Annotated in this window: 24 protein-coding genes and 1 pseudogene; 24 read left to right on the plus strand and 1 reads right to left on the minus strand. The window is 44.1% G+C overall.

Going from position 1 to position 23,909, the window contains the following annotated elements; genetic code table 11:
• From MOZ64_RS08695 to MOZ64_RS08805, 23 genes are all read left to right on the plus strand, one after another.
• Entirely contained in the window at positions 1-270 is a 270-nt protein-coding gene (locus tag MOZ64_RS08695; protein ID WP_320326173.1) for a hypothetical protein, read from the plus strand.
• Positions 267-692 (plus strand): hypothetical protein, encoded by a 426-nt coding sequence (locus MOZ64_RS08700; RefSeq protein WP_320326174.1) that lies wholly within the window; start codon positions 267-269, stop codon positions 690-692. The genes MOZ64_RS08695 and MOZ64_RS08700 overlap by 4 nt, the downstream gene beginning before the upstream one ends.
• Positions 693-703: 11 nt before the next feature.
• Positions 704-1,306: a hypothetical protein gene (locus MOZ64_RS08705; protein WP_320326175.1), complete on the plus strand. Its 603-nt coding sequence runs from the start codon at positions 704-706 to the stop codon at positions 1,304-1,306.
• A gap of 139 nt (positions 1,307-1,445) precedes the next feature.
• Positions 1,446-1,607, plus strand: a complete 162-nt coding sequence (locus MOZ64_RS08710; RefSeq protein WP_320326176.1) for a hypothetical protein — start codon at positions 1,446-1,448, stop codon at positions 1,605-1,607.
• A gap of 80 nt (positions 1,608-1,687) precedes the next feature.
• Positions 1,688-2,125 (plus strand): terminase small subunit, encoded by a 438-nt coding sequence (locus MOZ64_RS08715; RefSeq protein WP_320326177.1) that lies wholly within the window; start codon positions 1,688-1,690, stop codon positions 2,123-2,125.
• Positions 2,100-3,089 (plus strand): PBSX family phage terminase large subunit, encoded by a 990-nt coding sequence (locus MOZ64_RS08720; protein WP_320326178.1) that lies wholly within the window; start codon positions 2,100-2,102, stop codon positions 3,087-3,089. The genes MOZ64_RS08715 and MOZ64_RS08720 overlap by 26 nt, the downstream gene beginning before the upstream one ends.
• A gap of 116 nt (positions 3,090-3,205) precedes the next feature.
• The gene (locus MOZ64_RS08725) at positions 3,206-3,772 is read left to right on the plus strand and encodes an HNH endonuclease (protein WP_320326179.1); all 567 of its coding nucleotides are present in this window, start codon (positions 3,206-3,208) and stop codon (positions 3,770-3,772) included.
• 436 nt (positions 3,773-4,208) lie between these two features.
• Positions 4,209-5,609 carry a phage portal protein gene (locus MOZ64_RS08730; protein ID WP_320326180.1) on the plus strand — a complete coding sequence of 467 codons (1,401 nt, stop codon included), beginning with the start codon at positions 4,209-4,211 and terminating at the stop codon, positions 5,607-5,609.
• Positions 5,593-7,515 (plus strand): minor capsid protein, encoded by a 1,923-nt coding sequence (locus tag MOZ64_RS08735; RefSeq protein WP_320326181.1) that lies wholly within the window; start codon positions 5,593-5,595, stop codon positions 7,513-7,515. Before MOZ64_RS08730 ends, MOZ64_RS08735 begins: the two co-directional genes overlap by 17 nt.
• Positions 7,508-7,735 carry a hypothetical protein gene (locus MOZ64_RS08740; protein WP_320326182.1) on the plus strand — a complete coding sequence of 76 codons (228 nt, stop codon included), beginning with the start codon at positions 7,508-7,510 and terminating at the stop codon, positions 7,733-7,735. Before MOZ64_RS08735 ends, MOZ64_RS08740 begins: the two co-directional genes overlap by 8 nt.
• Before the next feature lie 138 nt (positions 7,736-7,873).
• The gene (locus MOZ64_RS08745; RefSeq protein ID WP_320326183.1) at positions 7,874-8,185 is read left to right on the plus strand and encodes a ribosomal-processing cysteine protease Prp; all 312 of its coding nucleotides are present in this window, start codon (positions 7,874-7,876) and stop codon (positions 8,183-8,185) included.
• 314 nt (positions 8,186-8,499) lie between these two features.
• Positions 8,500-9,123, plus strand: coding sequence for a DUF4355 domain-containing protein (locus MOZ64_RS08750; protein ID WP_320326184.1), 624 nt, complete (start codon positions 8,500-8,502; stop codon positions 9,121-9,123).
• 9 nt (positions 9,124-9,132) lie between these two features.
• Complete coding sequence (locus MOZ64_RS08755) at positions 9,133-10,038, plus strand: hypothetical protein (RefSeq protein ID WP_320326185.1); 906 nt, start codon at positions 9,133-9,135, stop codon at positions 10,036-10,038.
• An 8-nt stretch (positions 10,039-10,046) separates the two neighbouring features.
• Positions 10,047-10,367: a phage head-tail connector protein gene (locus tag MOZ64_RS08760; protein WP_320326186.1), complete on the plus strand. Its 321-nt coding sequence runs from the start codon at positions 10,047-10,049 to the stop codon at positions 10,365-10,367.
• Positions 10,364-10,666 (plus strand): hypothetical protein, encoded by a 303-nt coding sequence (locus MOZ64_RS08765; RefSeq protein WP_320326187.1) that lies wholly within the window; start codon positions 10,364-10,366, stop codon positions 10,664-10,666. The genes MOZ64_RS08760 and MOZ64_RS08765 overlap by 4 nt, the downstream gene beginning before the upstream one ends.
• 2 nt (positions 10,667-10,668) lie before the next feature.
• On the plus strand, positions 10,669-11,025 hold the full coding sequence (locus tag MOZ64_RS08770; RefSeq protein WP_320326188.1) for an HK97-gp10 family putative phage morphogenesis protein: 357 nt from the start codon (positions 10,669-10,671) through the stop codon (positions 11,023-11,025).
• 1 nt (position 11,026) lies between these two features.
• Positions 11,027-11,440 (plus strand): tail completion protein gp17, encoded by a 414-nt coding sequence (gene gp17 / locus MOZ64_RS08775; RefSeq protein WP_320326189.1) that lies wholly within the window; start codon positions 11,027-11,029, stop codon positions 11,438-11,440.
• Positions 11,437-11,982, plus strand: coding sequence for a phage major tail protein, TP901-1 family (locus MOZ64_RS08780; RefSeq protein ID WP_320326190.1), 546 nt, complete (start codon positions 11,437-11,439; stop codon positions 11,980-11,982). The genes gp17 and MOZ64_RS08780 overlap by 4 nt, the downstream gene beginning before the upstream one ends.
• Before the next feature lie 74 nt (positions 11,983-12,056).
• A complete protein-coding gene (locus MOZ64_RS08785; RefSeq protein ID WP_320326191.1) occupies positions 12,057-12,428 on the plus strand; it encodes a tail assembly chaperone in 372 nt (123 codons plus the stop codon).
• A gap of 972 nt (positions 12,429-13,400) precedes the next feature.
• Complete coding sequence (locus MOZ64_RS08790) at positions 13,401-16,706, plus strand: tape measure protein (RefSeq protein WP_320326213.1); 3,306 nt, start codon at positions 13,401-13,403, stop codon at positions 16,704-16,706.
• Between the two features lie 68 nt (positions 16,707-16,774).
• The gene (locus MOZ64_RS08795) at positions 16,775-18,280 is read left to right on the plus strand and encodes a distal tail protein Dit (protein ID WP_320326214.1); all 1,506 of its coding nucleotides are present in this window, start codon (positions 16,775-16,777) and stop codon (positions 18,278-18,280) included.
• Positions 18,277-21,486, plus strand: a complete 3,210-nt coding sequence (locus MOZ64_RS08800) for a phage tail protein (protein WP_320326192.1) — start codon at positions 18,277-18,279, stop codon at positions 21,484-21,486. Before MOZ64_RS08795 ends, MOZ64_RS08800 begins: the two co-directional genes overlap by 4 nt.
• Before the next feature lie 44 nt (positions 21,487-21,530).
• Positions 21,531-23,234, plus strand: coding sequence for a DUF859 family phage minor structural protein (locus MOZ64_RS08805; protein ID WP_320326193.1), 1,704 nt, complete (start codon positions 21,531-21,533; stop codon positions 23,232-23,234).
• Here the strand turns inward: MOZ64_RS08805 and MOZ64_RS11655 are convergent.
• Positions 23,231-23,476 (minus strand): annotated as a pseudogene (locus MOZ64_RS11655) (phage baseplate protein); the annotation flags it as partial. The gene MOZ64_RS08805 and the pseudogene MOZ64_RS11655 sit on opposite strands and share 4 nt — an antisense overlap.
• A gap of 14 nt (positions 23,477-23,490) precedes the next feature.
• Here MOZ64_RS11655 and MOZ64_RS08810 point away from each other — a divergent pair.
• Positions 23,491-23,898, plus strand: a complete 408-nt coding sequence (locus tag MOZ64_RS08810) for a hypothetical protein (protein ID WP_320326194.1) — start codon at positions 23,491-23,493, stop codon at positions 23,896-23,898.
• The last annotated feature ends 11 nt before the right edge of the window (positions 23,899-23,909 follow it).

The raw sequence follows: 23,909 nt of genomic DNA on the forward strand, positions 1-23,909 counted from the left end.
ATGACCAGGCAACAGGAATTTGAAAAAGTAAATGAGCTCATGGAAGAAAACTTCTGGCGTGCCGATTGTGGACTGTTCGACGAGCCGAATATCGTTAATGATGAAATGTTCACACTGTTCAAAGGCGAATACTTTGAATTGCTGATATGCTGTGATTATGGATACTTTGAAGTTTTCGGTACGACCGAAGAAGAGTTTGCGGAGCTTGAAAAACGCTATAAAAGATGGCAAGATTCGCGGCTGGTTTCTTTGGTGGAGGGCTTCGCGTGAACGCGAAAGTCTCTCAGGTGCTCAATGATATGAAATCATTGGACTATTGCTGCCAACGGATCATTGAGCTAAACGAGGAACTGGAGGTCATCAGCAATCAGAAATTGGGACTGTCGCATAATGGTCCAAGATTGACACGCGAACAGCTGAACTCGCCACTGCCAATGCCGTCGTATCAACACCAGTATCAGAGTCCGATTGCTTTGATGGAGGTTGCCTCACAAGTTGAATTGGAGATCAACTACTATCGCAGACGCATCAACGAATGCCGATTGATTGAACTGCTTGATATACGTGACCAGAACATCCTGTTTGATCTGTACATATTCCGCATGAATCAGTGGGATGTGGCAGAGAAGTATGGATATACACGGCAGGGAATGTGGAAGCACATCAAAAAAGAAATCAGAAAGTTATGTTGAGGTGAATAAGAATGGAAATCAAAGATCCTAAATTCAAAGAGGGGCAAAAAGTAAGAGATATCGAAGATGGTGATATCTATACTGTAGTAGAGATTAACAGGTATAGTTTTTCGGGAAATGAATACTGGTATGACCTTGAAGCTGATAGAAAGAAATATATATATACAAGACCAGAATCAAAGTTAGAAACATATATTGATAAACCTAAAAGCGTGTGGAACTTGCAAAATGGTGACAAATGTTTTTTTATCGCTTCTGATGGACGAGTTTTATCTGAAACATGGGGTAACTATACTTCCCACCTTCCTGTCCAAATCGAAAATAGAAAATTAGGTAATTGTTTCCTTACTAAGGAAGAAGCAGAATTTGAGGTTGAGCGTAGAAAAGTTGAAACAGAAATGATTCGATTAGGCGGTCATAGGAGTTTAAAGCTAAGAACAAAGAATTATTTCATCACGCATGAACATGTAAGTGGAAATATCTTACGTAATTCAACGAAGTTGATTGATTATCAAGGATCAATTTACTTTGATTCTGAGGAAGAATTAAAAGAAGCAGTTGAAACTATCGGCGAAGATAGAGCCGAAAGGTATATCTTTGGGGTGGAATCGTAAAGAGTTTACATTGTAAACCGGTTTTACGTAGTAATATGATAGTGTACAGAGTTACCGGAAAGGTAGCCAGTAGATAAGCACACGAGGCGGATGCATCAGGCATGCCGCCTTTTATCGTGCTTGAAAAGGTTGGAACTACATGGCAGGAAAAGAATTGACTTACAAAAAATATAATCTGGACATATATGACCCATTTGATGTTACCGGTCCTTATGAAATGCCGATCATACATCGATGTGATGTTGTTCCCGAAAGCCTTATTGGATTCAACGAGGTGCTTTCATGCAGATGCTACAATTAATAAATCTGGAAATCGCGAGCTAATAAACAGAGCTAAGAAATTAGGACTATGGTCTTTGTAAATTAGAGAGGGGTGATGGCATGAAGCTGACGGCAAAGCAAAAGCGATTCGTCCAGGAATATCTGATTGATCTAAACGCTACACAGGCTGCAATTCGTGCCGGATACTCTAAAAAAAGTGCGCATTCCATTGGCCCCGAAAACCTGGAAAAACCTGAAATCAAACAGGCCATTGAAGAAAAACTCAAACAGATTGACGAGGAGAAGACAGCCGATGCGAAAGAGATCCGCGAGTTCTGGACAAGAGTTATGCGAGGCGAAGAAAAAGATACCGTATTGCGATATGACAATGAAGGGCATCAGGTCGAAACAGAAATCAATGTATCCATGAAGGATCGGATCAGAGCATCTGAGTTGATGGGCAAGTCGTTTGCCATGTTCACGGATAAGATTGATTCCAATGTGGATATGGATTTGAATATTGAGGTTGAATATGAAGATAAAGATTCAAGCGAATAAGATATTCAAAGAGCCTGATCAGTCCAAATGTCGGTATGTCGTCATGAAAGGAAGCGCCGGATCAGGCAAGAGCGTAGACACGGCACAACATTATATCCTTCGATTGATGAAAGACAAAGGCAGAAACCTTTTGTGTGTGCGAAAAGTTGACGTGACAAATAGAGATAGCACTTTTGCGGAATTGCAAGGTGCTATTTTTCGTATGTTCGGCGATAAATGGGAAAGGTACTGGCGTATCAATCAAAGCAATATGATCATGGAATGTCGCAGCAATAACAATCAGATTATATTCCGTGGTATGAAGGACGATAATCAGCGTGAACGTCTAAAGTCAATCACATTCAAGCGAGGCAAGCTTACAGATGTGTGGATAGAAGAAGCAACCGAGCTGATGCAATCCGACTTTGAGATCATCGATGACCGTCTGCGTGGTGTGCTTCCGCCTGGACAGTTCTATCAGATACGCATGACGTTCAACCCGGTGAGCGCATCGCACTGGATCAAGGCACAGTTCTTTGACCGCAAGGATCCGGATGTGTTCACGCACAGCTCGACGTATCGAGAGAATCGATTCATCGACGAAGGCTACTACCGACGCATGGAGCGCCGTAAAGAAGTGGACCCAGAAGGATATAGAATTTATGGCCTCGGGGAATGGGGCGAAACAGGCGGATTGATCCTACACAATTATGTGGTTGAGGATTTCAACATTTCTCCGGAACGGTTCGATTATATGGTCAATGCACAGGACTTTGGCTTCAACCATGCGGACTGCCTTCTTGAGGTCGGTTTCAAAGACGATGAAATATACATATGTCGAGAGATGTATGAATACGAAAAGGATACCGACGAATTGATCGATATCGCCAATGACCGGGGATTCCGGAAGCATCTGCGTATGTGGTGCGATAGTGCTAAGATTCCGGTTTGGCACTTAACCCTGTTAATGCTGGAAACTCCTTAGAGCCTGAACTACCAAAGAGTGACAATGTTCAGGATTGGACAATCAGCAAGGATTTAGCTATTATGTTTACGTACAATCACACATACGTTATAATATGGTAGAAAGGAGTTAATACCATGTTAAAAAAAATATGTGAGATTGAAGGATATGAGAATGTAAGAGATTGTTATTTTATTTGTGATAATGGAAAAGTAATAAGTAATGCAACAAATCCAATTTATAAAATTAAAGAAAACACTGAATTGAAGCTATTAGAAAAGACCGGAGGATATTTGAATGTTTGTCTTATGTGCAATGATAATTCAAAAAAATGGTGTAGAGTTCATAGATTGGTAGCGGAAGCGTTTATTGATAATCCATTAAATAAATCACAAGTAAATCACAAAGACAAAAACAAACATAACAATCATGTATCAAATCTTGAATGGGTTACAGCTAAAGAAAATAGCAGATACACAAATTCAAAAGGATTGTATTGTTATGATTTAGAAGGAAATTTTATTAAGTATTATGAAAATGCAATAGATGTTACTTCTGACGGTTTTTCGAACCATGCATTTAATGTTGCAAGAGGAATTGAAAAGTCACACAAAAAGCATTACTTCTCATATGAAAAATTAAGTAGTAGCGAAGTTCTTCAACGACTATCGAAATCATACCCAAGATCGGGTAGAAGAAAGTAGAGTAGGTGCAAGCGCACCGAAAAGCAGGGGCATTGAAAAATGCAAGATATAGTCTGAACTATATAGAAATATATAGCTGACCGCCTATAAATTGGCGGTCGGTTTGCGTTTAGCGAGCGCAAACGAACATTTAGGAACCGGACCGCATCAAGATGTGGAAAAAGGCCGGATATAAAGCAAGAGGCGTGAACAAGGAAAGGAATTCCGTGCACGCTCAGATTGACTATTTGAAACAGCACAAGATACATATCCATCCGGACTGTATCAATGTGTATAAAGAAATACAGCAATGGAAGTGGCAGAAAGATGCAAAGACAAACACGTATCTTGACGAGCCAGTTCCTTTTTTTGATGATGCGATGGCGGCATTACGGTACTCGATCGAGAACATGCGCAAGCCGAGCATCGGATACAACAGAGTAGGAGGCGGATTATAATGCCACAGCAAAATGTTAGATCGATCATCATACCTGATGAACTTATCTGTATATCAGACGATGAAGATATGACGATCACCAAGCTTGGCGAGCTGATTGCCAAGCATAAGAACCTGATCACGAACCGATACAAGGTTCTGAAAGATGCGTACATGAACATGTATCCTAACCTTACATGGCAGGACAAGGAAGATTGGAAACCTGATAACCGTGTGACTGTCAACTTCGCAAAATATTTGGTTGATACCTTCAATGGATATTTCATCGGAATTCCCATCAAGGTCAAGTCCGACGATAAGAAAGTTACTGATTATCTCGATATGCTCGACAGTTACAACGATATTGAAGACAATAATGCCGAATTGAGCCGTTTCTGCTCGATTTACGGCAAGGGATATGAGCTGTATACCAATGGCGAAAGCGGTGATGTATCCATCTTTCATCTAGATCCAACACAAGGATTCATGGTGTATGACAATACGTATGAACAGCATCCTAGATACTTCGTAACGTACTACTATGATTCGAAGAAGATCATGCATGGCTCAGTGCTTACACAAACCGATGTATGGCCGTTCACAGATGATGGAGGTCTGCATTATCTCGAAGATGAGTTCAGACCGCATAATTTCAGTGATGTTCCAGCCACAGAGTTCCTGGAGAACGAATCGCGTATGGCCGTATTTGAATCGGTATACTCGCTAATCATCGGGTACAACAAGGCATTATCTGAAAAGCTCAATGATGTGGATGCTTTTGCTGATGCTTATCTCAAGATACTTGGCCCTGAGCTAACTAATGAAATGCTTCGTGATATGCGTGACCATCGAGTTATTTCCTTCAAGGGCGATATGTCGGAAAGTCCGGTCGAAGTCGGGTTCCTGGAAAAGCCGAATGCCGACGGCACCCAGGAAAATGCGTTAAATCGAATGGAGCGATTGATTTACCAGGTGTCCATGATTGCGAACATCAATGACGAGAACTTTGGAAACAGTTCAGGTATCGCCATGGCTTACAAACTTCAGTCCATGTCTAATCTAGCAAAGGCGAAGGAGCGCAAGTTCACGCCGGGGCTAAACCGAAGATATCGCATCATCTTCTCCAATCCGGTCAACTCAATGACCGAATCTGACTGGATCAGATTGAGTTACCACTTTACGCGCAATATTCCACAGAATCTTTTTGAAGAAACGCAGATTGCGCAGAACTTGTCAGGCATCGTATCTCAGCCAACGCAGTTGTCAGTCTTGTCGATCGTTGACGATCCGCAAAAAGAAATCGAGCGAATCGACGAAGAACAGCAAGAAAAAAATGATGCAATCGTCAACCAATTTTTTGGGAACAATCCGGTATATCCAAACCAAGGCCAAGAGGTAGGCAAGGATGAGCAAGAGCAGTGATTACTGGCGAAAGCGAGAAGAAGAATGGCTTGCACAGAATCGAAAGAGCGAAAAAGCTCAGGCCGATGAAGTTCAGGCCATTTACGATTACATGCTCGATGAAATTGAAAAAGAGATCAATTCCTTCTTTGAAAGGTACGCATACAAAGAGGGCATATCCATGGCAGAAGCCAAGAAGAGAGCGGATACCATTGATATCGAAGCTTATATGCGCAAGGCCGCAAAATATGTGAAGGAGAAAGACTTCTCCGACCAGGCCAATAAAGAAATGCGACTATACAACATGACCATGAAAGTTAATCGGTTGGAACTTCTGAAATCGAGCATTGGTCTTGATCTAGTAGCCGGACATGACGAATTGAAAACATATATGGGCGAAAAGCTAACAGATCATGTGGTCGAAACGCTCAGACACAATGCTGCAATACTTGGTCCAACCATCATGAATGATGCAGACAGAAAAGCCAAGGCCATAGTCAATTCAAGCTTTCACAATGCCACCTTTTCAGACCGGATATGGCAGCACCAGGACAAGCTTCGGAACGAGATGACCAACATATTGACCACGGCATTGATTGGCGGACGCAATCCAAGGGAATTCGTGCCAAAACTTCGCAAACGATTCGATGTATCGGCACGTGATGCCGAAAGGCTGTTGCGGACGGAACAGGCAAGAGTACAGATAGAGGCTCAAAAAGAGTCATACAAAGACGAAAATATTGAAGAATATGAATACATTGCTTGTGGTCTTGCCGACTGTTGTGATATATGCAGAGCCTTGGACGGCAAGCATTTCAAGGTATCCAAGATGGTGGTGGGAGAAAACGCACCACCAATGCATCCAAATTGCCATTGTTCCACAGGCCCATATCTAGACCGCAAGGAATATGATGAATGGTTGGATTCATACAAGGATCATGGCTTGGATTTTGAGGAGTGGAAGAAAAAGAAAAGTCTTGATACATTTATTCCTGCCAAATCTGTGAAAGAGGCAGAGAAAAGCGCAGAGAAGTATTTTGAAAGCGAGTTTATGGATCGCATATTTAAGGGAAAAGCATCTTACACGGGCATTTCTCTGGAGCATGCAAACCAGATAAACCGGACATTGGAAGAGTTGACTGAGAAATATCCGGGTGCAAAAAAAATAGCAGGAATAAAATCTATCGACCCATCTAGCCCAAAAGGAAAGAAGATCTTTACAAGCGAAGATGCAGTCATGGCATATGACCCCATCCAGCATGGCGTGTATATCAACCGGAAGGTGCTCAAAGATTCAGCGAGCCTTGCAAAATATAATGCCGATTCAAGTGAAGCGTGGAACATTGTCATGAATAACCTCGACAAATTGTCGGGTACCCAACGGCAAGTGGCACAAAGGTATAAAGATGCTGGTCGGGCACTTGTGGGAGACGGGTCTGTAAAAGACTATTTGACACATGAGTATGGGCATCATGTCGCATGGGAATGTCTGGATGCAAAGACGAACAACGCACTTGGCGCCCGGATGAACAAATATGCTCCGAAGTTGTCCGGCTACGCAACAGCTTCAAAAAACGAATACCTTGCAGAATCCTTCGTGGCATACAATAAAGGCGAATTAGGGAAAATAGATCCGGAATATTCGAAGGCAATCAAGAAACTAAAAGGTGGAAATATATCGAATACTTCTCGCAATATGAAGCCGGAAATGGTAAACTATTCAACAAAGAATATACCGACTGTTCGATTGCCTAAAGATGAGTATGCACAGGTAATGAGCGAATTGAATACTAATCTTACAAAAGAGCAATTAAAACAACCAATCATTTACAAACCAATAGGCGATTACGTTTATACGGTAGAAGTGCATGGGTTTGATGATTACCGTATAATTGGAAAGGTACCAATTGATGAACAATATGAGTGATATACCTGAATTTAAAAAAGAGTTGAAGCAAAAACTACACAAAATAAATACAAGTAGAGATTTTGTTGTGACTGTCGGAACATTGGCGGGCGGTACAAAAGAAGATGCAGATCGCGTAATGAACTTCATGAACGACAATCCAGATGCTACCACCCTTGAAATAATTAATTATGCAGGAAAAATATGGCTTGAGCATGAGATTGAAAAACAATCAAATTGACCAGTTGAATAGGCACGGCAGTGCAGGCACCGTCTAAAAAAGATGTTTATGACGCTGGATATCTTTCATTGGATGTAAATTATTAAATGGATAAAGCCGCCTCATGGTGGCTTTTTTAGCGCAAGAAAGGGATTGAACATGATACATATCACGATTAAATATGATGAATGGTTCGATATCCAAATCGAAGGGCATGCAGGATATGCACCAAAAGGAAAGGATATCGTATGTGCGGCAGTGTCTGCATTGTATCAGACATTGGTGCAGACCATTCAAACTAGACATTATGGAGAATTGAAACATATCCGAAGCAATGATGGATTCGAACATGTCCTTATCGATGCTGTTACAGAAGAAGGGGTTGGCGCAATCATGGCATTTATCACAGGATGCGAAGAAATAGCTTCCATATATCAGGACCATGTGAGGGTTGATAATGAATTGACCTAGGAGGCACGCTATGTGCAGACACATCTATACAGAATCGATTGAGAAATCTTATTATGATCATAATTTACAATGCAGGGCGGAAAGAATAGTACGTACCTGCATTTTTTGTGGAAAAACGGAAAAGGAGACGGTATATATGAAAGACCCGCCGAAGCGAAAGCTACCAAAGTTCATAAAGCACGATCTAAGCGATTAGGTTGTGCTTTTTTATGTCCGAGCATTGACGACATTAAAAGCCATGGGTCCAGGCATGGAGCGACGTAAAAAGCTATGGAAGACAAGCATTGAGTCTCAAAACTATGGAGGAAATACATATGAAAACAAATCTATTTGACTTGCAGATTTTCGCAGAAGAAGGAAATCAAGGCCAAGACCCTGAAAATAACGACCCAGGGAAAAACGGCAAAAACGATCCAAATGGTGAAGATAACGATAAAGGGAACGACAAACCTCAACCAAAGTACACGGACGAGGACCTTGACCGAATCATCCAGGAGAAAAAAGCAAAGTGGGACAAACAGGCAAAAGAGAGCGAAGAAGAAGCCAAGAAACTTGCAAAGATGAACGCTCAGCAAAAAGCCGAGCATGAGCGTGACAAATTGCAAAAGCAGCTTGATGAACTGCGTGCCGAAAAAGCACGTGCAGACATGGCCAAAGAAGCACGCAAGATGTGTGCAGAAGCCAATGTGAATGTGAGCGATGATATTCTTGCAAGCATCATCACATCGGATGCCGATACCACAAAAGAAGCCGTCGAATCCTTTATTGAACTTTTCAAAAGCGAAGTCGAAAAAGCAGTCAAAGACGCTTTGAAAGGCAACTCTTTCAAGCGTGGAACAGGATCAAACGGTGGCTTAACCAAGGAAGACATCATGAAGATCAGTGATCCAATCGAACGTCAGCGTCTGATCCGGGAAAACATGAATCTATTCAAATAGGAGGAACACATGAAACAATTAATTGATTTGCAATTATTCGCAGCGGAAGACAATTTAACAATCACAACGGATTTAGAGCCAGCTATTTCAGTTGATTTTACATCTCGAATTGCAGAAAACATTGACGAATTACGTCAAATCTTGAGTGTTAATGAATTGACACCAATGGCCAGTGGAACGCTTATCAAAGCTTATAAATTAGCAAAAGCAAATTCACCAGCACAAGTCGGCGAAGGTGAAGATATCGGATTAACGAAGATCACTCGTAAGTTGGCTTGGACAAAGGAACTAGGATTATTGAAATTCCGTAAAGTTACATCCGCAGAAGCCATTCAAAAGATTGGTTCTCAAAAAGCATTGAATGATACAGATGCCAAGATGGTATCTGAATTAGAATATCAAGTATTAGATGATTTCTATACAAACTTGGCTACTGGTACAGGAACAGCTACAGGTGTAGGATTACAAGCTGCATTAGCTAACGCATGGGGCGCTATGTCTGTTTACTACAAACACAAAACAGTAAGCCCAATTTATTTTGTATCATCGTTAGATGTTGCTGATTACTTGGGCAGTGCTCAATTAACTACACAAACAGCTTTCGGTTTGACTTATATCGAAAACTTCTTAGGATTAGGTACGGTTGTTGTATCTCCAAACTTGGCTAAAGGTACAGCTTATGCAACCGCAAAAGAAAACTTGAATGGTGCTTATATCCCTAGTGGTGGAGATGTAGCATCTAACTTCGGATTGACATTTGACACTACTGGTTTGATTGGTATGACTCACAGTGTTATTACTCGTAATGCTACCGTTGAATCATTATTGATTAGTGGTGTTATGTTCTTCCCAGAATATGTCGATGGTGTATTTAAAGTTACCGTTGGTGGTGCTACTGCTTCGACTGGAAAGTAGGATAAGACATGGCGGTAATTGATGATGTCAAGGCGTTACTCGGTATCGAGGATGAAGATGATAAATTGAATATCATCATTACCTTGACCGAGAACCGCCTAAAAGCATTGCTTGGCCAAAAGGAAGTGCCAAGCGAACTGGAATATATCGTTACCGAAGTTTCGATTGCACGGTTCAATCGTATCGGTTCAGAAGGATTGTCCGGTCATACTGTCGAAGGTGAATCATTGACGTTCAAGGATAATGACTTTGATTCCTATGCCGATGATATCCAGGCATGGCGGGATGCACAGTCCGACCAGGATATCGGAAGGATACGCTTCTTATGAGATACGACACACCGATCCTATTCAGACGGCTAGTGGCTGGGGCATATGACCCGGATACAGGGGACTATGCCGATGATACATACACTGATACCAAGGTATATGGTTCTGTGATGGATACCAATACACAGACCATGAATCTTGTGTATGGCGGTATCAGACAGGGAAGTCTGACGGTGCATATTCAGAACCATATCGATGTGCCGTTTGACCAGTTGATCATTGGCAACAAGAAATATCGTGTTGATTATTCGAGACGGCTTAGAACCAAGCAATCATTTATCGTATCGGAGGTGCAATAGTTATGGGAGCAGTAGAGATATCCGGCCTTAACAAGCTGATATACAAGCTTGAGAAATGTAAGGACCTTGGTCCAGTCAAAACTGTCGTTAGGAAGAACGGTGTTGAGATGCAGAACAGCATGACAAGACATGCAACCTCGGCTTTTACTAAAGGTTATGCAACAGGTACGACAGCAAGATCAATTACAGGCCACTCTATCGATGGCGGCCTTGGGTATGAAGCACAGCCAACAACTCATTACTCGCCATATCTGGAGTATGGAACTCGATTTATGGAAGCCGAGCCATTTTGCAAGCCTGCCTTCAACGAGCAAAAAGAGAAATTTATCTCCGATATGAAAAAGGTAGTAGGTGACTGATATGGATGCGCAACAGGAACTATACAGTGCACTGCTGATGGCACTTAAAGCCAAATATAAGGATACGGGCATTGGTGTGTATGATACCTTCCTGCCGCCGGATGGAACACCATATCCGTTCATCTATCTAGGTGACAATCAAGTCGTAGATGACTATGGAAACAAGTCCATGATCACAGGACACGTATACCAAACGGTGCATGTATGGCATGATGACCCCAAAAAAAGAGGCACACAGTCCAGGATCATGGCAGAAGTCAAGGACATTGCCCGCGGTATCCGTGATACCAAGTCATATCACTGGAACATCCGGCACATCAATCAGCAGGTGATACCGGACACAACGACCAGTCAACCGCTATTGCATGGCGTGCTTGATCTGGAATTTGAAATAACAGGAGGAAAACAACAATGATCAAAACAATGATCAATTTGCAATTATTCGCAAGCGATGTAGAAAAGGTCAAAGGAACACAGATCATTTACTTATATCGTTTGCTAAGTGAAAAATCCAAAGCAGACGCAACACATATTGCTTTTTCTGAAGAGAACGAACTATCAATGAAACGTGATGCGGATACGACACAGACCAAAGACGGCCCTATCCGTACACCAGGAACACCTGAATTGGAGATCAATGCAAAATCTATCCTTGCCAAAGGCGATACGATCGTTGATAAGCTCAAACAAGCTTTGCTATCAGGAGAGATCGTAGAAGTATGGCGCGTCAATCTGGCCGAAGAAGGCACGGACACGAATGCTGGCAAGTATAAAGCTACATACTATCAGGCAAATGTTACGGAATTTACCGAAACATCAAATGCCGAAGATGCAACCGAAGTAGAACTTACATTCGGTGTGCAAGGCAACGGCGCAGATGGATATGCAACCGTATCCGATGCACAGAAAGAAGCCGCTTCCTATGTCTATAAAGACACGACAAAAGAAACGGCCTAACTAATAGCAATAGGGACGTGAAGATCACGTCCTTTTTTTGATGTAAAACGAAACGAAAGAAGAGGTAGATACATATGAATACTATGCAACTTGAAATCAATGGCAAAGAATACGAATTTAAAGCAAGCATCAAATTTATGCGTGCTCTGAATGAGAAGGTAAAGACCAAATCAGGTGACCGTGAAGTAGAACTAGGCATGACGTATGCCCTTGGCGGGATCATTGGCGGAGAGATCGAAGACCTTATCGATGTGCTCTATGCAATGAATATCGGATTCTCTCCACGAATCAAGAAAGAAGAATTGGAAACCTATATCGAAGATTGCGACGATATTGACGGCTTATTCAAGAAGGTGTCCGATTTTTTATCGAAAGCGAATGTCTCAAAAAAGAAGTACGAGCAGATTCAGAAAGCCATGAAACAGACGAGTCAAGTGAAAGCATAGATTTTGATGAGATGTATGAAAATATCGCGCTCAACTGCTTCCGATATCTTGACTACAAATCATTCGATGATGTAGACAGACTGAACCTCAGAGAGTATCGGATACTCATGAAGGCAGTCAATCTCAAGACAGTGGACCGCATGTTCGATATCCATTTGTCGGCATTCAAAAATTTCCAGGTCAGAGCTCGAAAAAAGAGCGGAAGACCGGTATATCGAAACTTTGACAAGTTCTACAACTATAGAAGAGAAGTGGATCGTGTAATGAACGGAAACAAAGCAGAAGAAAACGATAAGTTCGCAGACCTCAGACGTTTCGTTTCACAGCAAGCAAAGAAAAAGGAGGGCAATTGATATGCCTGAACAATATTCAGTAACCGCCTCCCTTTCTGCTAGAGACTCTAACTTTACAAATACCTTTGAACAGGCTCTTGACGTATTGAAGTCATTAGACAGGGCAGTCCATCAGATTGCAACCGTGGTATTAAAAGCACAGGACAATATGACCCCGGTCGTGGATGATGCTATCAAGGCATGCCAACAGGCCGACAAGGCCGCATCGGATATCACGGCGGCAAAACTTGAAGCCACGGACAATATGACACCAACTGTCGATGATGCCGTAAGTTCGCTTGAAAAAGCGAAATCAGAAGCAACAGGCGGTATCGAAGCGCAACTTGAAGCGACCGATGATATGACGCCGACAGTAGAAGGCGCTATCGGTACGATAGAAGAGGCGCAGAGACGGACAAGTGAAGCGCTCAAGGCACAGCTTGAAGCGACAGACAATATGTCGCCTAAAGTCAACAGCGCATCAAATACAGTCAAAAGAGTTGATTCTGTTATCAAATCTGTTCCGGAATTGATCCTTAAGGGCCGTGACCAGTCACTTGGGAAGACAGCCGACCAGGCTATCTCAAAGATGGACACCTTATCATCCAAGATCAAAAGTGGCATCGGGTTTGGTGCACTGATGGCCATCGGCAACCGTGCAGTAGGGGCGCTTTCCAATGGTATCCAGGAGCTTGGCCAGTCTTTCAACACATCCAGTCTTGCATGGAAGTCTTTCAATGGTAATATGCAGATTCTTGGTGCATCAGGTTCACAGATACAGGCCGTACAGAAAGACCTGGAAAACTATGCACAGGCAACCGTATACAATGCCAGTGATATGGCATCCACCTATGCGCAGTTGGCTGCCGTTGGCACGAAAAATACGGCGCAACTGGTCAAAGGCTTTGGCGGTCTAGCAGCTGCCGCAGAAAATCCAAGCCAGGCCATGAAGACACTGAGCCAACAGGCCACACAGATGGCCGGACGTCCAACTGTCGCATGGCAGGATTTCAAGCTCATGCTTGAACAGACCCCATCGGGTATTGCCGCAGTCGCAAAACAGATGGGCATGTCCACACAGGATATGGTACAGGCAGTCCAGGATGGCAAGATCAAGACGGAAGATTTCTTCAATGCCGTTGAACAGGTCGGAAACTCTGATGCGTTCAATAATATGGCACAGAATTTCAAGTCTGTTGGTCAAGCCATGGATGGATTGTACGAAGATGTAACGGCCAAATTTATGCCAGTATGGGATAAATTACAGGATATAGGAATCAATGCCGTACAGGGCATCATATCCGCAATGGATCGTATCGATGTTGGAGCACTAACGGCAAAGATTGACGGATTCGTTGCCGGTGCCAAAAAGAGCTTTGATGACTTTTGGAGTTCATTCATCAATTCGGGTGCCGTGGATTCTTTGAGGAATCTGTTCGACGACCTAGGCCCAGCCATCTCCAATGTGGCAAGTTCACTGAGCGGAGCGAGCGGTATCTTCTCAACGCTTGGCACGGTCGTTGGTACCGTGGTAGACAAGGTTGCAGAACTGGCAGACAAGATTGCACAGTTCGTAGCAAACATGTCACCAGAACAAATTCAAGCTTTTTCTGATGCTGTACTGGCATTGGGTACGGCTTTTCTGACCATCAAAGGTGTCAGTGCCATTGCCGGAAAGATCAAGGCAATTGGCAATGCGGCAAAAACATCTGTAGGAAACGTCAAAACACTGGCTGGAAAGATAAAGAGCATCTTCTCAAAAGGGGGAGGTTCATCTGATACTGCCGAAGAAGTCAAAAAAATTGGTGACAATGCGGAACAATCATCTCGCAGAGTATCCAGTTCCGTATCCAAAATCAACGCCAGATTCAAAGGTGCAACTAATATCATCAAGCAGCTAGGAAATTCGATAAAAGACATAATCAAACAAATTGGACAATCCATATCTTCTATCGTCAAACAATTGGGTACATCGATATCACAAATTGTTAAATCTTTAGGCACTGCAATCAGTACGGCAGCGAAGGGAATCGGTACCGGACTGGCAACCGCATTCCGCGGTCTAGGTGATGCTTTAGCAACTGTTCCGCCTACTACATGGTTGGCAATTGGCGCAGCTGCATTGATGGTCGGTGCGGCATTTGCACTGGTCGGTACACAGGCAGACGGTTTGTCACAGATATTACAGGCATTGGCACCTATCGTTAGTACGGTAGTTGCCGGTATCGTGGCCGTAGCACAGACATTGCCGGCTATTATCCAGGCCATTGGAGATGCGATACAGTCAACTTTGGAAGGTATTGCATCGGTCGTTGAGTCTATCGGTACGGCCATCAAGGATGCTTTCCAGGGCCTGGCAGACGTCATTTCATCCGTTGGAGATGCCATAAAATCAGCTTTGGATGGAGTTGCCGATATCATCACGGCCTTTGGAGATAACGTCAAATCTGTATTGGATGGTGTATCGGACGTGTTCAAAGGATTTGGCGAAGGTGTAAAGAGTATCCTTGATGGTGTGGCCGGAGTTGTCGAATCGTTCGGAAAGAGTGCTTTGAATGCCGGAAAAGGGGCGGAGCATTTAGCCAATGGGTTGAAGAACATCACAAACCTTAACCTTGGCGATATGACGGCATCATTAGCCGCCGTTGCACTGGGAATTGGCAAGATCACGAAGAAATCCGCAGAAATTGATACAGTAGGCGATTCGATGAGAAACCTTGGAAGCGCCGTACAGACGCTTTCCACCAATGGAAGCGCGGCGGCGACATCCATGTCCACTATTGCAACATCTATCAGTACGATGGGTTCATCGATATCAACGATTCCGGGACAATTCCAGATGCTCAATGCAGCATTGGTACAATTCACAGCTTCCGCCATGATGGTTGGAACAACATCCATCCTGATTGCGACCGGAATGACGGCATTGACTGCATCGGCCATGATGGCATCAACGACCATGCTCATGCTTGGCACGATGAGTGCTATGGCATCGGCATCCATGACCATGCTCAACGGTATGATCATGATGGCAAGCGCTACTATGTCGATATTCGGCACGGACCTTATGATCGCATCCAATTACATGACCATGCTTGGCACATCTGCCATGGCGGCATCCGCAAGCATGGCGGCTATAGCTGCATCGGCTATGAGTGCATCAGTTTCTCTCATGATGATAAGCACTGGCGCAACTGCTGCAATTGCATCCATGATGATGCTTTCGGCAAGTGCCATGAGCGCGATGGCCGGATTCGCATCGGCTATCGCAGCAGGTGCAAGCGCAGGCGTATCGGCCATGACAAGCGCATGCAGTGCTATCGTAAGTGCGGCAAGCAGTGGCCTATCAAGGCTTCCAGGCATCGCTTCCAATGCGATGGGTCGCTTTTCATCGGCACTTTCAAGTGGCGGTGCTAGAGCGGTGTCCATCGTAACGAGCATGATGTCAAGCATATACAGTGCTATGTCGTCCGGTGCCGGTCGTGCATACAGTGCCGGACTGATGATTGGCCAGGGTTTGGCCAACGGCTTGAATGCATCGGCAGGATCCGTAGAAGCAGCTGCTGCAAGACTGGCCAATGCTGCCAATGAGGCAATCGCGGCAAAAGCAAAATTAGGTTCTCCGTCACGATTGACACGCCAGTATGGTATCTGGTACGGACAGGGATATATCAACGGTATCAAGCGCATGGTAACCAATGTACGGCATGCATCGGAAGACCTTGTCTATCTTCCTGGCCTTGCCTTTGCACAGGCAGATACCAACTTTGGAAGCTTCAGTGCGGAACTGAACGACAGTTATGATTATCGAAACAGCTCGGAGTACACGATCAACGTTCCATTGGATGTGGACGGCAAGAGATTTGCACGTGCCACGGCCAAATACAACGAGAAAGAACTTGACCGAGCGAAGAAATTCAAGAGCAAATTGGGAGGTGATAGATAATGAGCCTATACTCTTATCACGACACTTCTATACGTATCCCGGATGGCAGTACCCTGCCGTCCGAGGCTATGTCTTATGATGGCGTCTATCTTGAGAACGAAATCGAAGGATACAGGACGCTTCATGTTGCTGGAAGAGAGCTCTATGGCGCGGAAATCAAGGAACAATCCATCGATACGATTGATGGGTCCAATTACATAGCACGAAGATACCCGCCAAGGACCATCACGGTCACTTATCAGCTTCTCGCATCCAGTGACCAGGCTTTTCGTGATGCCTACAACAAGATGAACCGATTGCTTAATGGCGAACAAGTCAAGATCATCTTCAACGACGAGACCGACAAATATTTCATCGGTACGAAAAAAGGAATCACGGAAAACGAAAAAGGAACCAACTTTGTGATTGGTGAAATTGAAATATATTGTACGGACCCGGCCAAGTACTCCACGACGCTCAAGGAAGTGACGGCTGCCAAGAACAGTGACGGCGACCTTGTAGCAACCATAGAGAACAACGGAAGCAGACCGGCCACGATTGATTATGAGATCAAGACCAACTCGGATACCGGATATATCGGTATCGTATCGGGAAATGGGATCATGCAGTTCGGCAAGATCGATGAAGCCGATGGGGAAACCGTCCAGCAGAACGAGACATTAGGAACGATCAATGATCTACTGAACTGTGCGGATGATACCGCAGGAACCATCGCTATTCATCCGAAATACGGTGCAAAAGGAACATTGGCAAAAAAGACGTGGTTCAATAACTCATTCCTTGGATTCGGATCAGAGGGTACCATCGTCGGTGATGCCAATGGAGGATTGAGGACATTCACATTCCCGGCCGATTCAAACGGCGATTCAGACGGTGCGGTGAACTTCTATTCCTACTTCCATATACTGATGTATGCATCAAGGATGGGGCAGACAGGAGAAATGGACCTAGGATTTTTGACGGCCGACAACAAATTGATTTGTGGCGTCAACTGGTTCAAGACAGATACATCCGGAAATACCGGGCATTATGAATTGATCGTCAACGGCACATCGCCCAATCCTAAGCTTGGCGGAAAGGTGCTTCGCACATGGTCATTTCAGACCAGTCACTTGCACTCGCAGAATCCATGGTACTGGGACTGGGGGCACTGTGATATCCGCAAGGAGGGTGCCGATGTGACCTTCTTCTACTGGGGACATTACTACAAGTACCATATCCCGGAGATTGAGAACATGAAGTGTGCTAAGGTACAGGTCAGTATCAAAGCATGGAAGAATCGTACAGGCAACAAGTTCCTATATTTCTTAGGCTTGAACCGTTTTACCTATCAGAAAATGCATGTTGATAAATGGAAAGATATACCAAATCGCTTCAGCAATGGCGATGTGATCACGATCGATGGTGATAAGGGCAAGTTCTACGTCAACGGTATGAATCGTCAACAGGATGAGATCTTAGGTACGAAATACTTCAAAGCTGATCCGGGCACATCGGAAATCAAATTCAAGGTATCAGAGTGGACCAAGACAGACCCTACGATCAAGGTATACATTCGGGAGGCATGGCTATGACGGAAATGCCAAGAATCGCAATATTGAGCGCATACGATGAAGTGTGCGCTTTTTTAGATAACTCATTAGATGATACGCTTCATTACTGGGATGATAATCTGCACACCTATCTGCAGGGCTCGGCATATACGTTCGAGTTCACGACAGAGGCATGGATGGATGACGCTACATATCTTGTGGAAGGGAACCACTTGTCTTTCAAGTACAAGGACAAGGGCTACTACCTGAATATCGTTGAAACTGAGAAGGATGAACTGGAAATCAAGGTCACGGCTTACGGTCTTGTGTTTGAGCTTCTCAATGAAGAAGTGGACACGTACGAAGGCAAATCCATGAGCTTTGAGGCATACGTCAAGGCATTCAACTATGAAAAAAGCTTCGATATCGGTATCAATGAAGTTTCCGATAAGAGGATATCCAATAAGTGGGAAGGAACGGATACGGTACTGAAAAGGCTGTATTCACTGGCCACGGTATTCGACGCAGAACTTGAGTTTGTGACGGAACTTAACGATGATTATTCCTTGAATCGAATCGTCTTGAACGTCTATCGGGAACATGATGATACCCATCAGGGGATGGGGCAGGATCGTACCGGGGAAGTACTTCGATTTGGCAGAGAAGTCACTGGGATCACGAAGAAATCAGACATAACCGAGCTATGTACGGCCATACGTCCGACTGGAAAGGATGGGCTGCAGCTCAACAAGCTGAGCGGAAAGAAAGAGTACGACAGTGACGGGAACGTCGAATTCCAGGTATCAGGGAACAATCTACTTGCACCGCAGGCAAGGGACCGGTTCCCATCTTTGTTGAAATCGTCAAAAAATGACCGCTATATCGTCAAGATATGGAGCTATGATACATCAGATGTCAATGCCCTGTACGGACAGGCCAAGGCAGAGCTCGCGAAGATCATGGTTCCGAAAGTATCCTATGAGGTCGATAGCTATGTTGATGCCAATATCGGTGATACATTCACGATCGAAGATACGGACTATAAACCGACACTGTATCTGACGGCTAGAGTCACGGAGCAGGAAATCTGCTTCACGGACCCATCAGCATCCAAGACGACTTTTGACAACTTTGAGGAGGTCGAATCACAGGTTGATCAGTCATTGATCAATGCTATGCAGAAAATGATTGATGCAAAACGAACCTTTGAGGTCAACATCATATCTTCCGACGGTACGGTGTTCAAAAACAGCACTGGATCAACGACACTGACGGCCAAAGTACTGGCCAATAATCAGGATGCTTCCGGAGAGATGACGTATCGATGGTACAAGGACGGTATATCTTATTCGACCGGTCAGACATTGGCCATATTCGCGAAAGATATCACCAATACGGTCACATACCGTGTGGAAGCTATCGATGCCAACGATGTAGTGAGAGGTGCGACAGAGGTCACATGCGCCAATGTGATTGACGGCGATTCAAGCCATATCCATATTGCATATGCCAATTCGGCAGAAGGATCAAAAGACTTCAGCACATCCTGGTTCGATGGTGCCATGTACTTTGGCATCTATACCGACGACAAGGAAACGGCATCTGAAACATACACGGACTACAAATGGACACGTATCAAAGGTGAACAAGGAATCCAGGGGCCTAAGGGAGCTACTGGCGACACAGGACCTCAGGGTCCACGTGGTCCAGCTGGAGCGGATGGCGCAATGATCCCGTATAGTAATTTGGTTGTAAATGGGTTCGGTGAAAATAAAACATTAGCGCCATTTGCTGGTGGTAAATTCGTGTTGGGTGACGCTCCGATTGATTGCTATGGATACTTTAACGGTGGTTCTAGTGATTTTATTCCGTATGATTCAAATACCGAATATGTATTGTCATATTGGTCAAGATTGAATAAAAATTTATCCTCTGGATCTTCATATTTTGCTCTGGTTCCATACGATATTGATAAAAATTTTATATATAGTTATATGACTCCGGGATCGAACGAATATACGTACAAGCTTGCAAAAGATGTAGAAGCAGGCGATGAATACATATATTTTGAGGATTTAACTAACTGGTCTACTGGCGTATACGAATGGTGTATAGCTTTTTATAATTATACTGATTCAACTGGATATACTTATCCGGTCGGAACATACACCAGAAATGTAATTTTATACAAAAATCAATCAAATGTAGATAAAGGGAACAATAGAATAAAGTTAGATTCGCCGTATAGTGGGGTTACAATTCCTAAGTCTACACCGGTAATGCAACATAAAGAAAGATCAACATATATATACTATGGACAAAGCGGAGCATGCACAAGTCACGAGTGGACACACTGGACCAATCTGTCAATTAAACAGACGGATGATGTGACGCTTAAAGTAACGAGATATTTGAGACTTGGATTTAGTAATAATGTGGCAGATTTAGCCGGAGTATCATTAATGCCGAAAGGAGCAAAAGGTGACAAAGGTGATAAAGGCGACACGGGAGCGACTGGTGCCACAGGTAAGGATGGCATCAGTGTTACATCCGTAGTGATCCAGTACTATCTGTCCACTTCCAGTACATCCATGACCGGTGGCTCGTGGTCGGCGGACTATCCGAAATGGGAACCCAACAAATGGGTATGGATTCGACAGGAAACCACGCTTTCCGATGGTACGAAAAAGTATTCAGATGGAAAACTGTGGTCGAATCTCAATGAACTGTACGAGATGGAAACATCCAACAGTGCCGAAATCATCAATACCAACGATTCCATCAAGTCAACCGTTGAACAGGTCAATACATACCACTCCGAACTATCGGATGCAATCAAATCAAATACCGATGCACTGGATGCTTTCAAGGCCAATGTGAGCGGTACATATGCCACGAAGTCAGAGATAGCGCAGACCTCACAGTCCATCCAGGCAAGCATCAAAAAGGCAATCAGCGACAGTACATATCAGACAGTCTCAAATGTCAAACTGGATGAATCGGGGTTACATGTCGGCACATCCAATACGCAGACAGAATCAAAGATTGATGGATCAGGGCTTATTGTATTGGATGCAGATGGAAACATACTGATGAATGTAACGACCACACAATCGATGATACAGAACCTTAAAGTGACGGAAAAAGTGCAGTTCGGGGCCCATCAGATACAGGCCTATGACGGCGAAGAAGCAGATGGCTCGACCGTAGTAGGGACTGCCTTATTATGGATTGGAGATGTTAAATAATGCCAAGCATAAGCAAAACGGTACAGCTCGGAAGCTACTGGAAGATGACACTGAACGTGTTGGAATCATCCACCAATACTTCCGGCAACTATTCGACGCTCTCGTACTCACTGGTGCTTACATCTACAGGTGGATCGGCACAGTATAACGGTGCGGGATCTTATGCGATCAATATCAATGGCTCAAGAGTTAGATCGGGTACAGTCAATCTGAATGTCGGCACCTATGGATCGGTTACGCTTGCATCCGGATCAACAACAGTTGGTCATAACAATGATGGAAGCAAGACCGTATCCGTATCCGCATCTTACTCAAGCGCGGCAAGTGCCTACTATCTGCCCTCTTCAGGCAGTACATCAGGAAGCTTGACGCTTACCAAGATACCAAGAGCATCCAAGATCGATACTTTTACAGGAAGTACGGTAGATGGTTCCTTCAAGGTCACATATACCAAGAGCGTATCCACATATACGGACAAGCTTCGCATATCGATACCGAACGTCAAAGCATTGATGCACATCGATTACAATACGTCCGGAACGAGCTTCACGCTCGATTCGACAAGCCTTGAGTATATCTATTCAAACTACACAGCCACACAGACGGTACAGCTTGGCGCCGTATTGGAAACATATAACGGCACGACCAAGATTGGCGAATCATCCGAGGTCAAGATAGATGTATCTATCAACTGTCCACCGGTCATAAGTGGTGTAACACTGACCGAGACAGGACTGAGCGGGATCAGCAGCACCGATTGTGTAGCAATCATCGGAAAGAAGTCCGTCAAGGTCACGGCAACCGCACAGCATCATGCATCGATAGCCTTGATACAGGTGCAGAACGGCAATGTTACCAAGTCGGTATCTGATTCTTCGACAGCAACAATTGGATTTGACAATTTAAGCTCGGCAAGCTTTGTGGTCACGGTCACAGACAGCCGAGGCTTTACGGTTAGCAAGACAGTAACCGGTACCTACTATGATTACTTCAGGCCGACGATCCAGTCTCTGACCGTAGCAAGGCCGACAGATACGGCAAGCACGGCAACCATATCCGGTAAAGGGACATACTGGAACGGAAAGATAGGAATCAAAGCCAATACAATAACATATACGATCACGGACGATGCTTCGGTATCGGCAACCGTACCGACGATATCCGGAACAGCATGGACGATAAGCCAATCGGTATCCAATGTTCCATATCAATCAAGCTTCCACTTCACGGTAACGATCAAGGACGCTTTCGGCCAGTCCGAAACAAGACAGATCACGCTTCCTTCGACAACTCCGGTAGTATGGATCGGTAAAAAGACGGTACGCATCAATGGTGTGGATCTTGATCAGTATATACTGGACAAGTTTCATCCGATTGGCTCTCTGTATCTATCCGCAAATAATGTCAATCCTGGCGACCTTTTTGGTGGAACATGGGTATCATATGGAGAAGGTCGAGTATTGATTGGCGCAGGAACCGGAACAGATGCGAATGGCAAGCAGATGACGTTTACGGCAGGTGCAACTGGTGGCGAATATAGCCATCGGATCACAATCGATGAAATACCTAGCCATAGCCACCAATATTATTCGCCAATTGTTCAAAAGGTAACCGCTGCATCAGGCGGATCTACTTATGGAAACTACAATAAGCAGTACAAAATTAGTACAGATAGTAGTGGCGGTGATCAAGCTATTTCATTGATGGGCCCATACATTGTTGGCTATATGTGGAGACGTATCGGTTAAGCTACCCGCCGCCAAATGTATCCGCCGATATAAGGCATCATATTGTTATGGGATTGATTGCCGCCGGTTGATGCAGTCTTATATGCCCAGTTAGTATTACCTTTTTGACTCAAGTCGGCCACAACATAAGACCCACCACCTAAATTTGCAACTTGCACTTTTCCAGTGCTAGATGGGGAGTGATTGTGGCTCGGCATCTCGTTTACGGTAAGCTGATGGCTATATTCGCCACCAGTTTTTTTATAGGAGGAAAATTATGTCGCAAGCAAATGTATATGTGAAAGTAGGGGCCGATGGAAGCATTGAAAATATCGCGATGCAGAAATCGGAAGATATCGATATCGAAGCCGTATGTGACGGCATGCCTGAAGGATGGCCGGAAGTGCATGCATACAAGTCATACACTTCAAAAGCCGACAAGAAGTTACATATCTACTTTTCAAAAGCAGAATATGAAAAATATATTGCCGATGAAAAAGCGAAACAGGCAGAAGTTGAGAAGAACAACCGTCGCCAGGAACTATTTGGAGAGATTGCGGATCATATCGAAGAAAAAGAGGTCGAATCCGACAAGGAAGGATACAAAAAGACCGAAGTCAAATTAGGTGAAATGACCTTGTGGAGCTACTACACAGAAATCAGTAGCACAGAAAACAATGGATAAGGAGAAACGAA

The sequence above is a fragment of the Absicoccus intestinalis genome (assembly GCF_033971885.1).
Lineage (GTDB): Bacteria > Bacillota_I > Bacilli_A > Erysipelotrichales > Erysipelotrichaceae > Absicoccus > Absicoccus intestinalis.

Excerpts from the sequence above, each read along its gene's own strand:
- MOZ64_RS08695 (WP_320326173.1), top strand. The coding sequence starts at position 1 with ATGACCAGGCAACAGGAATTTGAAAAAGTAAATGAGCTCATGGAAGAA.
- MOZ64_RS08705 (WP_320326175.1), top strand. The coding sequence starts at position 704 with ATGGAAATCAAAGATCCTAAATTCAAAGAGGGGCAAAAAGTAAGAGAT.
- MOZ64_RS08710 (WP_320326176.1), top strand. The coding sequence starts at position 1,446 with ATGGCAGGAAAAGAATTGACTTACAAAAAATATAATCTGGACATATAT.
- MOZ64_RS08715 (WP_320326177.1), top strand. The coding sequence starts at position 1,688 with ATGAAGCTGACGGCAAAGCAAAAGCGATTCGTCCAGGAATATCTGATT.
- MOZ64_RS08720 (WP_320326178.1), top strand. The coding sequence starts at position 2,100 with ATGAAGATAAAGATTCAAGCGAATAAGATATTCAAAGAGCCTGATCAG.
- MOZ64_RS08725 (WP_320326179.1), top strand. The coding sequence starts at position 3,206 with ATGTTAAAAAAAATATGTGAGATTGAAGGATATGAGAATGTAAGAGAT.
- MOZ64_RS08730 (WP_320326180.1), top strand. The coding sequence starts at position 4,209 with ATGCCACAGCAAAATGTTAGATCGATCATCATACCTGATGAACTTATC.
- MOZ64_RS08735 (WP_320326181.1), top strand. The coding sequence starts at position 5,593 with ATGAGCAAGAGCAGTGATTACTGGCGAAAGCGAGAAGAAGAATGGCTT.
- MOZ64_RS08740 (WP_320326182.1), top strand. The coding sequence starts at position 7,508 with ATGAGTGATATACCTGAATTTAAAAAAGAGTTGAAGCAAAAACTACAC.
- MOZ64_RS08745 (WP_320326183.1), top strand. The coding sequence starts at position 7,874 with ATGATACATATCACGATTAAATATGATGAATGGTTCGATATCCAAATC.
- MOZ64_RS08750 (WP_320326184.1), top strand. The coding sequence starts at position 8,500 with ATGAAAACAAATCTATTTGACTTGCAGATTTTCGCAGAAGAAGGAAAT.
- MOZ64_RS08755 (WP_320326185.1), top strand. The coding sequence starts at position 9,133 with ATGAAACAATTAATTGATTTGCAATTATTCGCAGCGGAAGACAATTTA.
- MOZ64_RS08760 (WP_320326186.1), top strand. The coding sequence starts at position 10,047 with ATGGCGGTAATTGATGATGTCAAGGCGTTACTCGGTATCGAGGATGAA.
- MOZ64_RS08765 (WP_320326187.1), top strand. The coding sequence starts at position 10,364 with ATGAGATACGACACACCGATCCTATTCAGACGGCTAGTGGCTGGGGCA.
- MOZ64_RS08770 (WP_320326188.1), top strand. The coding sequence starts at position 10,669 with ATGGGAGCAGTAGAGATATCCGGCCTTAACAAGCTGATATACAAGCTT.
- gp17 (WP_320326189.1), top strand. The coding sequence starts at position 11,027 with ATGGATGCGCAACAGGAACTATACAGTGCACTGCTGATGGCACTTAAA.
- MOZ64_RS08780 (WP_320326190.1), top strand. The coding sequence starts at position 11,437 with ATGATCAAAACAATGATCAATTTGCAATTATTCGCAAGCGATGTAGAA.
- MOZ64_RS08785 (WP_320326191.1), top strand. The coding sequence starts at position 12,057 with ATGAATACTATGCAACTTGAAATCAATGGCAAAGAATACGAATTTAAA.
- MOZ64_RS08790 (WP_320326213.1), top strand. The coding sequence starts at position 13,401 with ATGGCCATCGGCAACCGTGCAGTAGGGGCGCTTTCCAATGGTATCCAG.
- MOZ64_RS08795 (WP_320326214.1), top strand. The coding sequence starts at position 16,775 with ATGTCTTATGATGGCGTCTATCTTGAGAACGAAATCGAAGGATACAGG.
- MOZ64_RS08800 (WP_320326192.1), top strand. The coding sequence starts at position 18,277 with ATGACGGAAATGCCAAGAATCGCAATATTGAGCGCATACGATGAAGTG.
- MOZ64_RS08805 (WP_320326193.1), top strand. The coding sequence starts at position 21,531 with ATGACACTGAACGTGTTGGAATCATCCACCAATACTTCCGGCAACTAT.
- MOZ64_RS08810 (WP_320326194.1), top strand. The coding sequence starts at position 23,491 with ATGTCGCAAGCAAATGTATATGTGAAAGTAGGGGCCGATGGAAGCATT.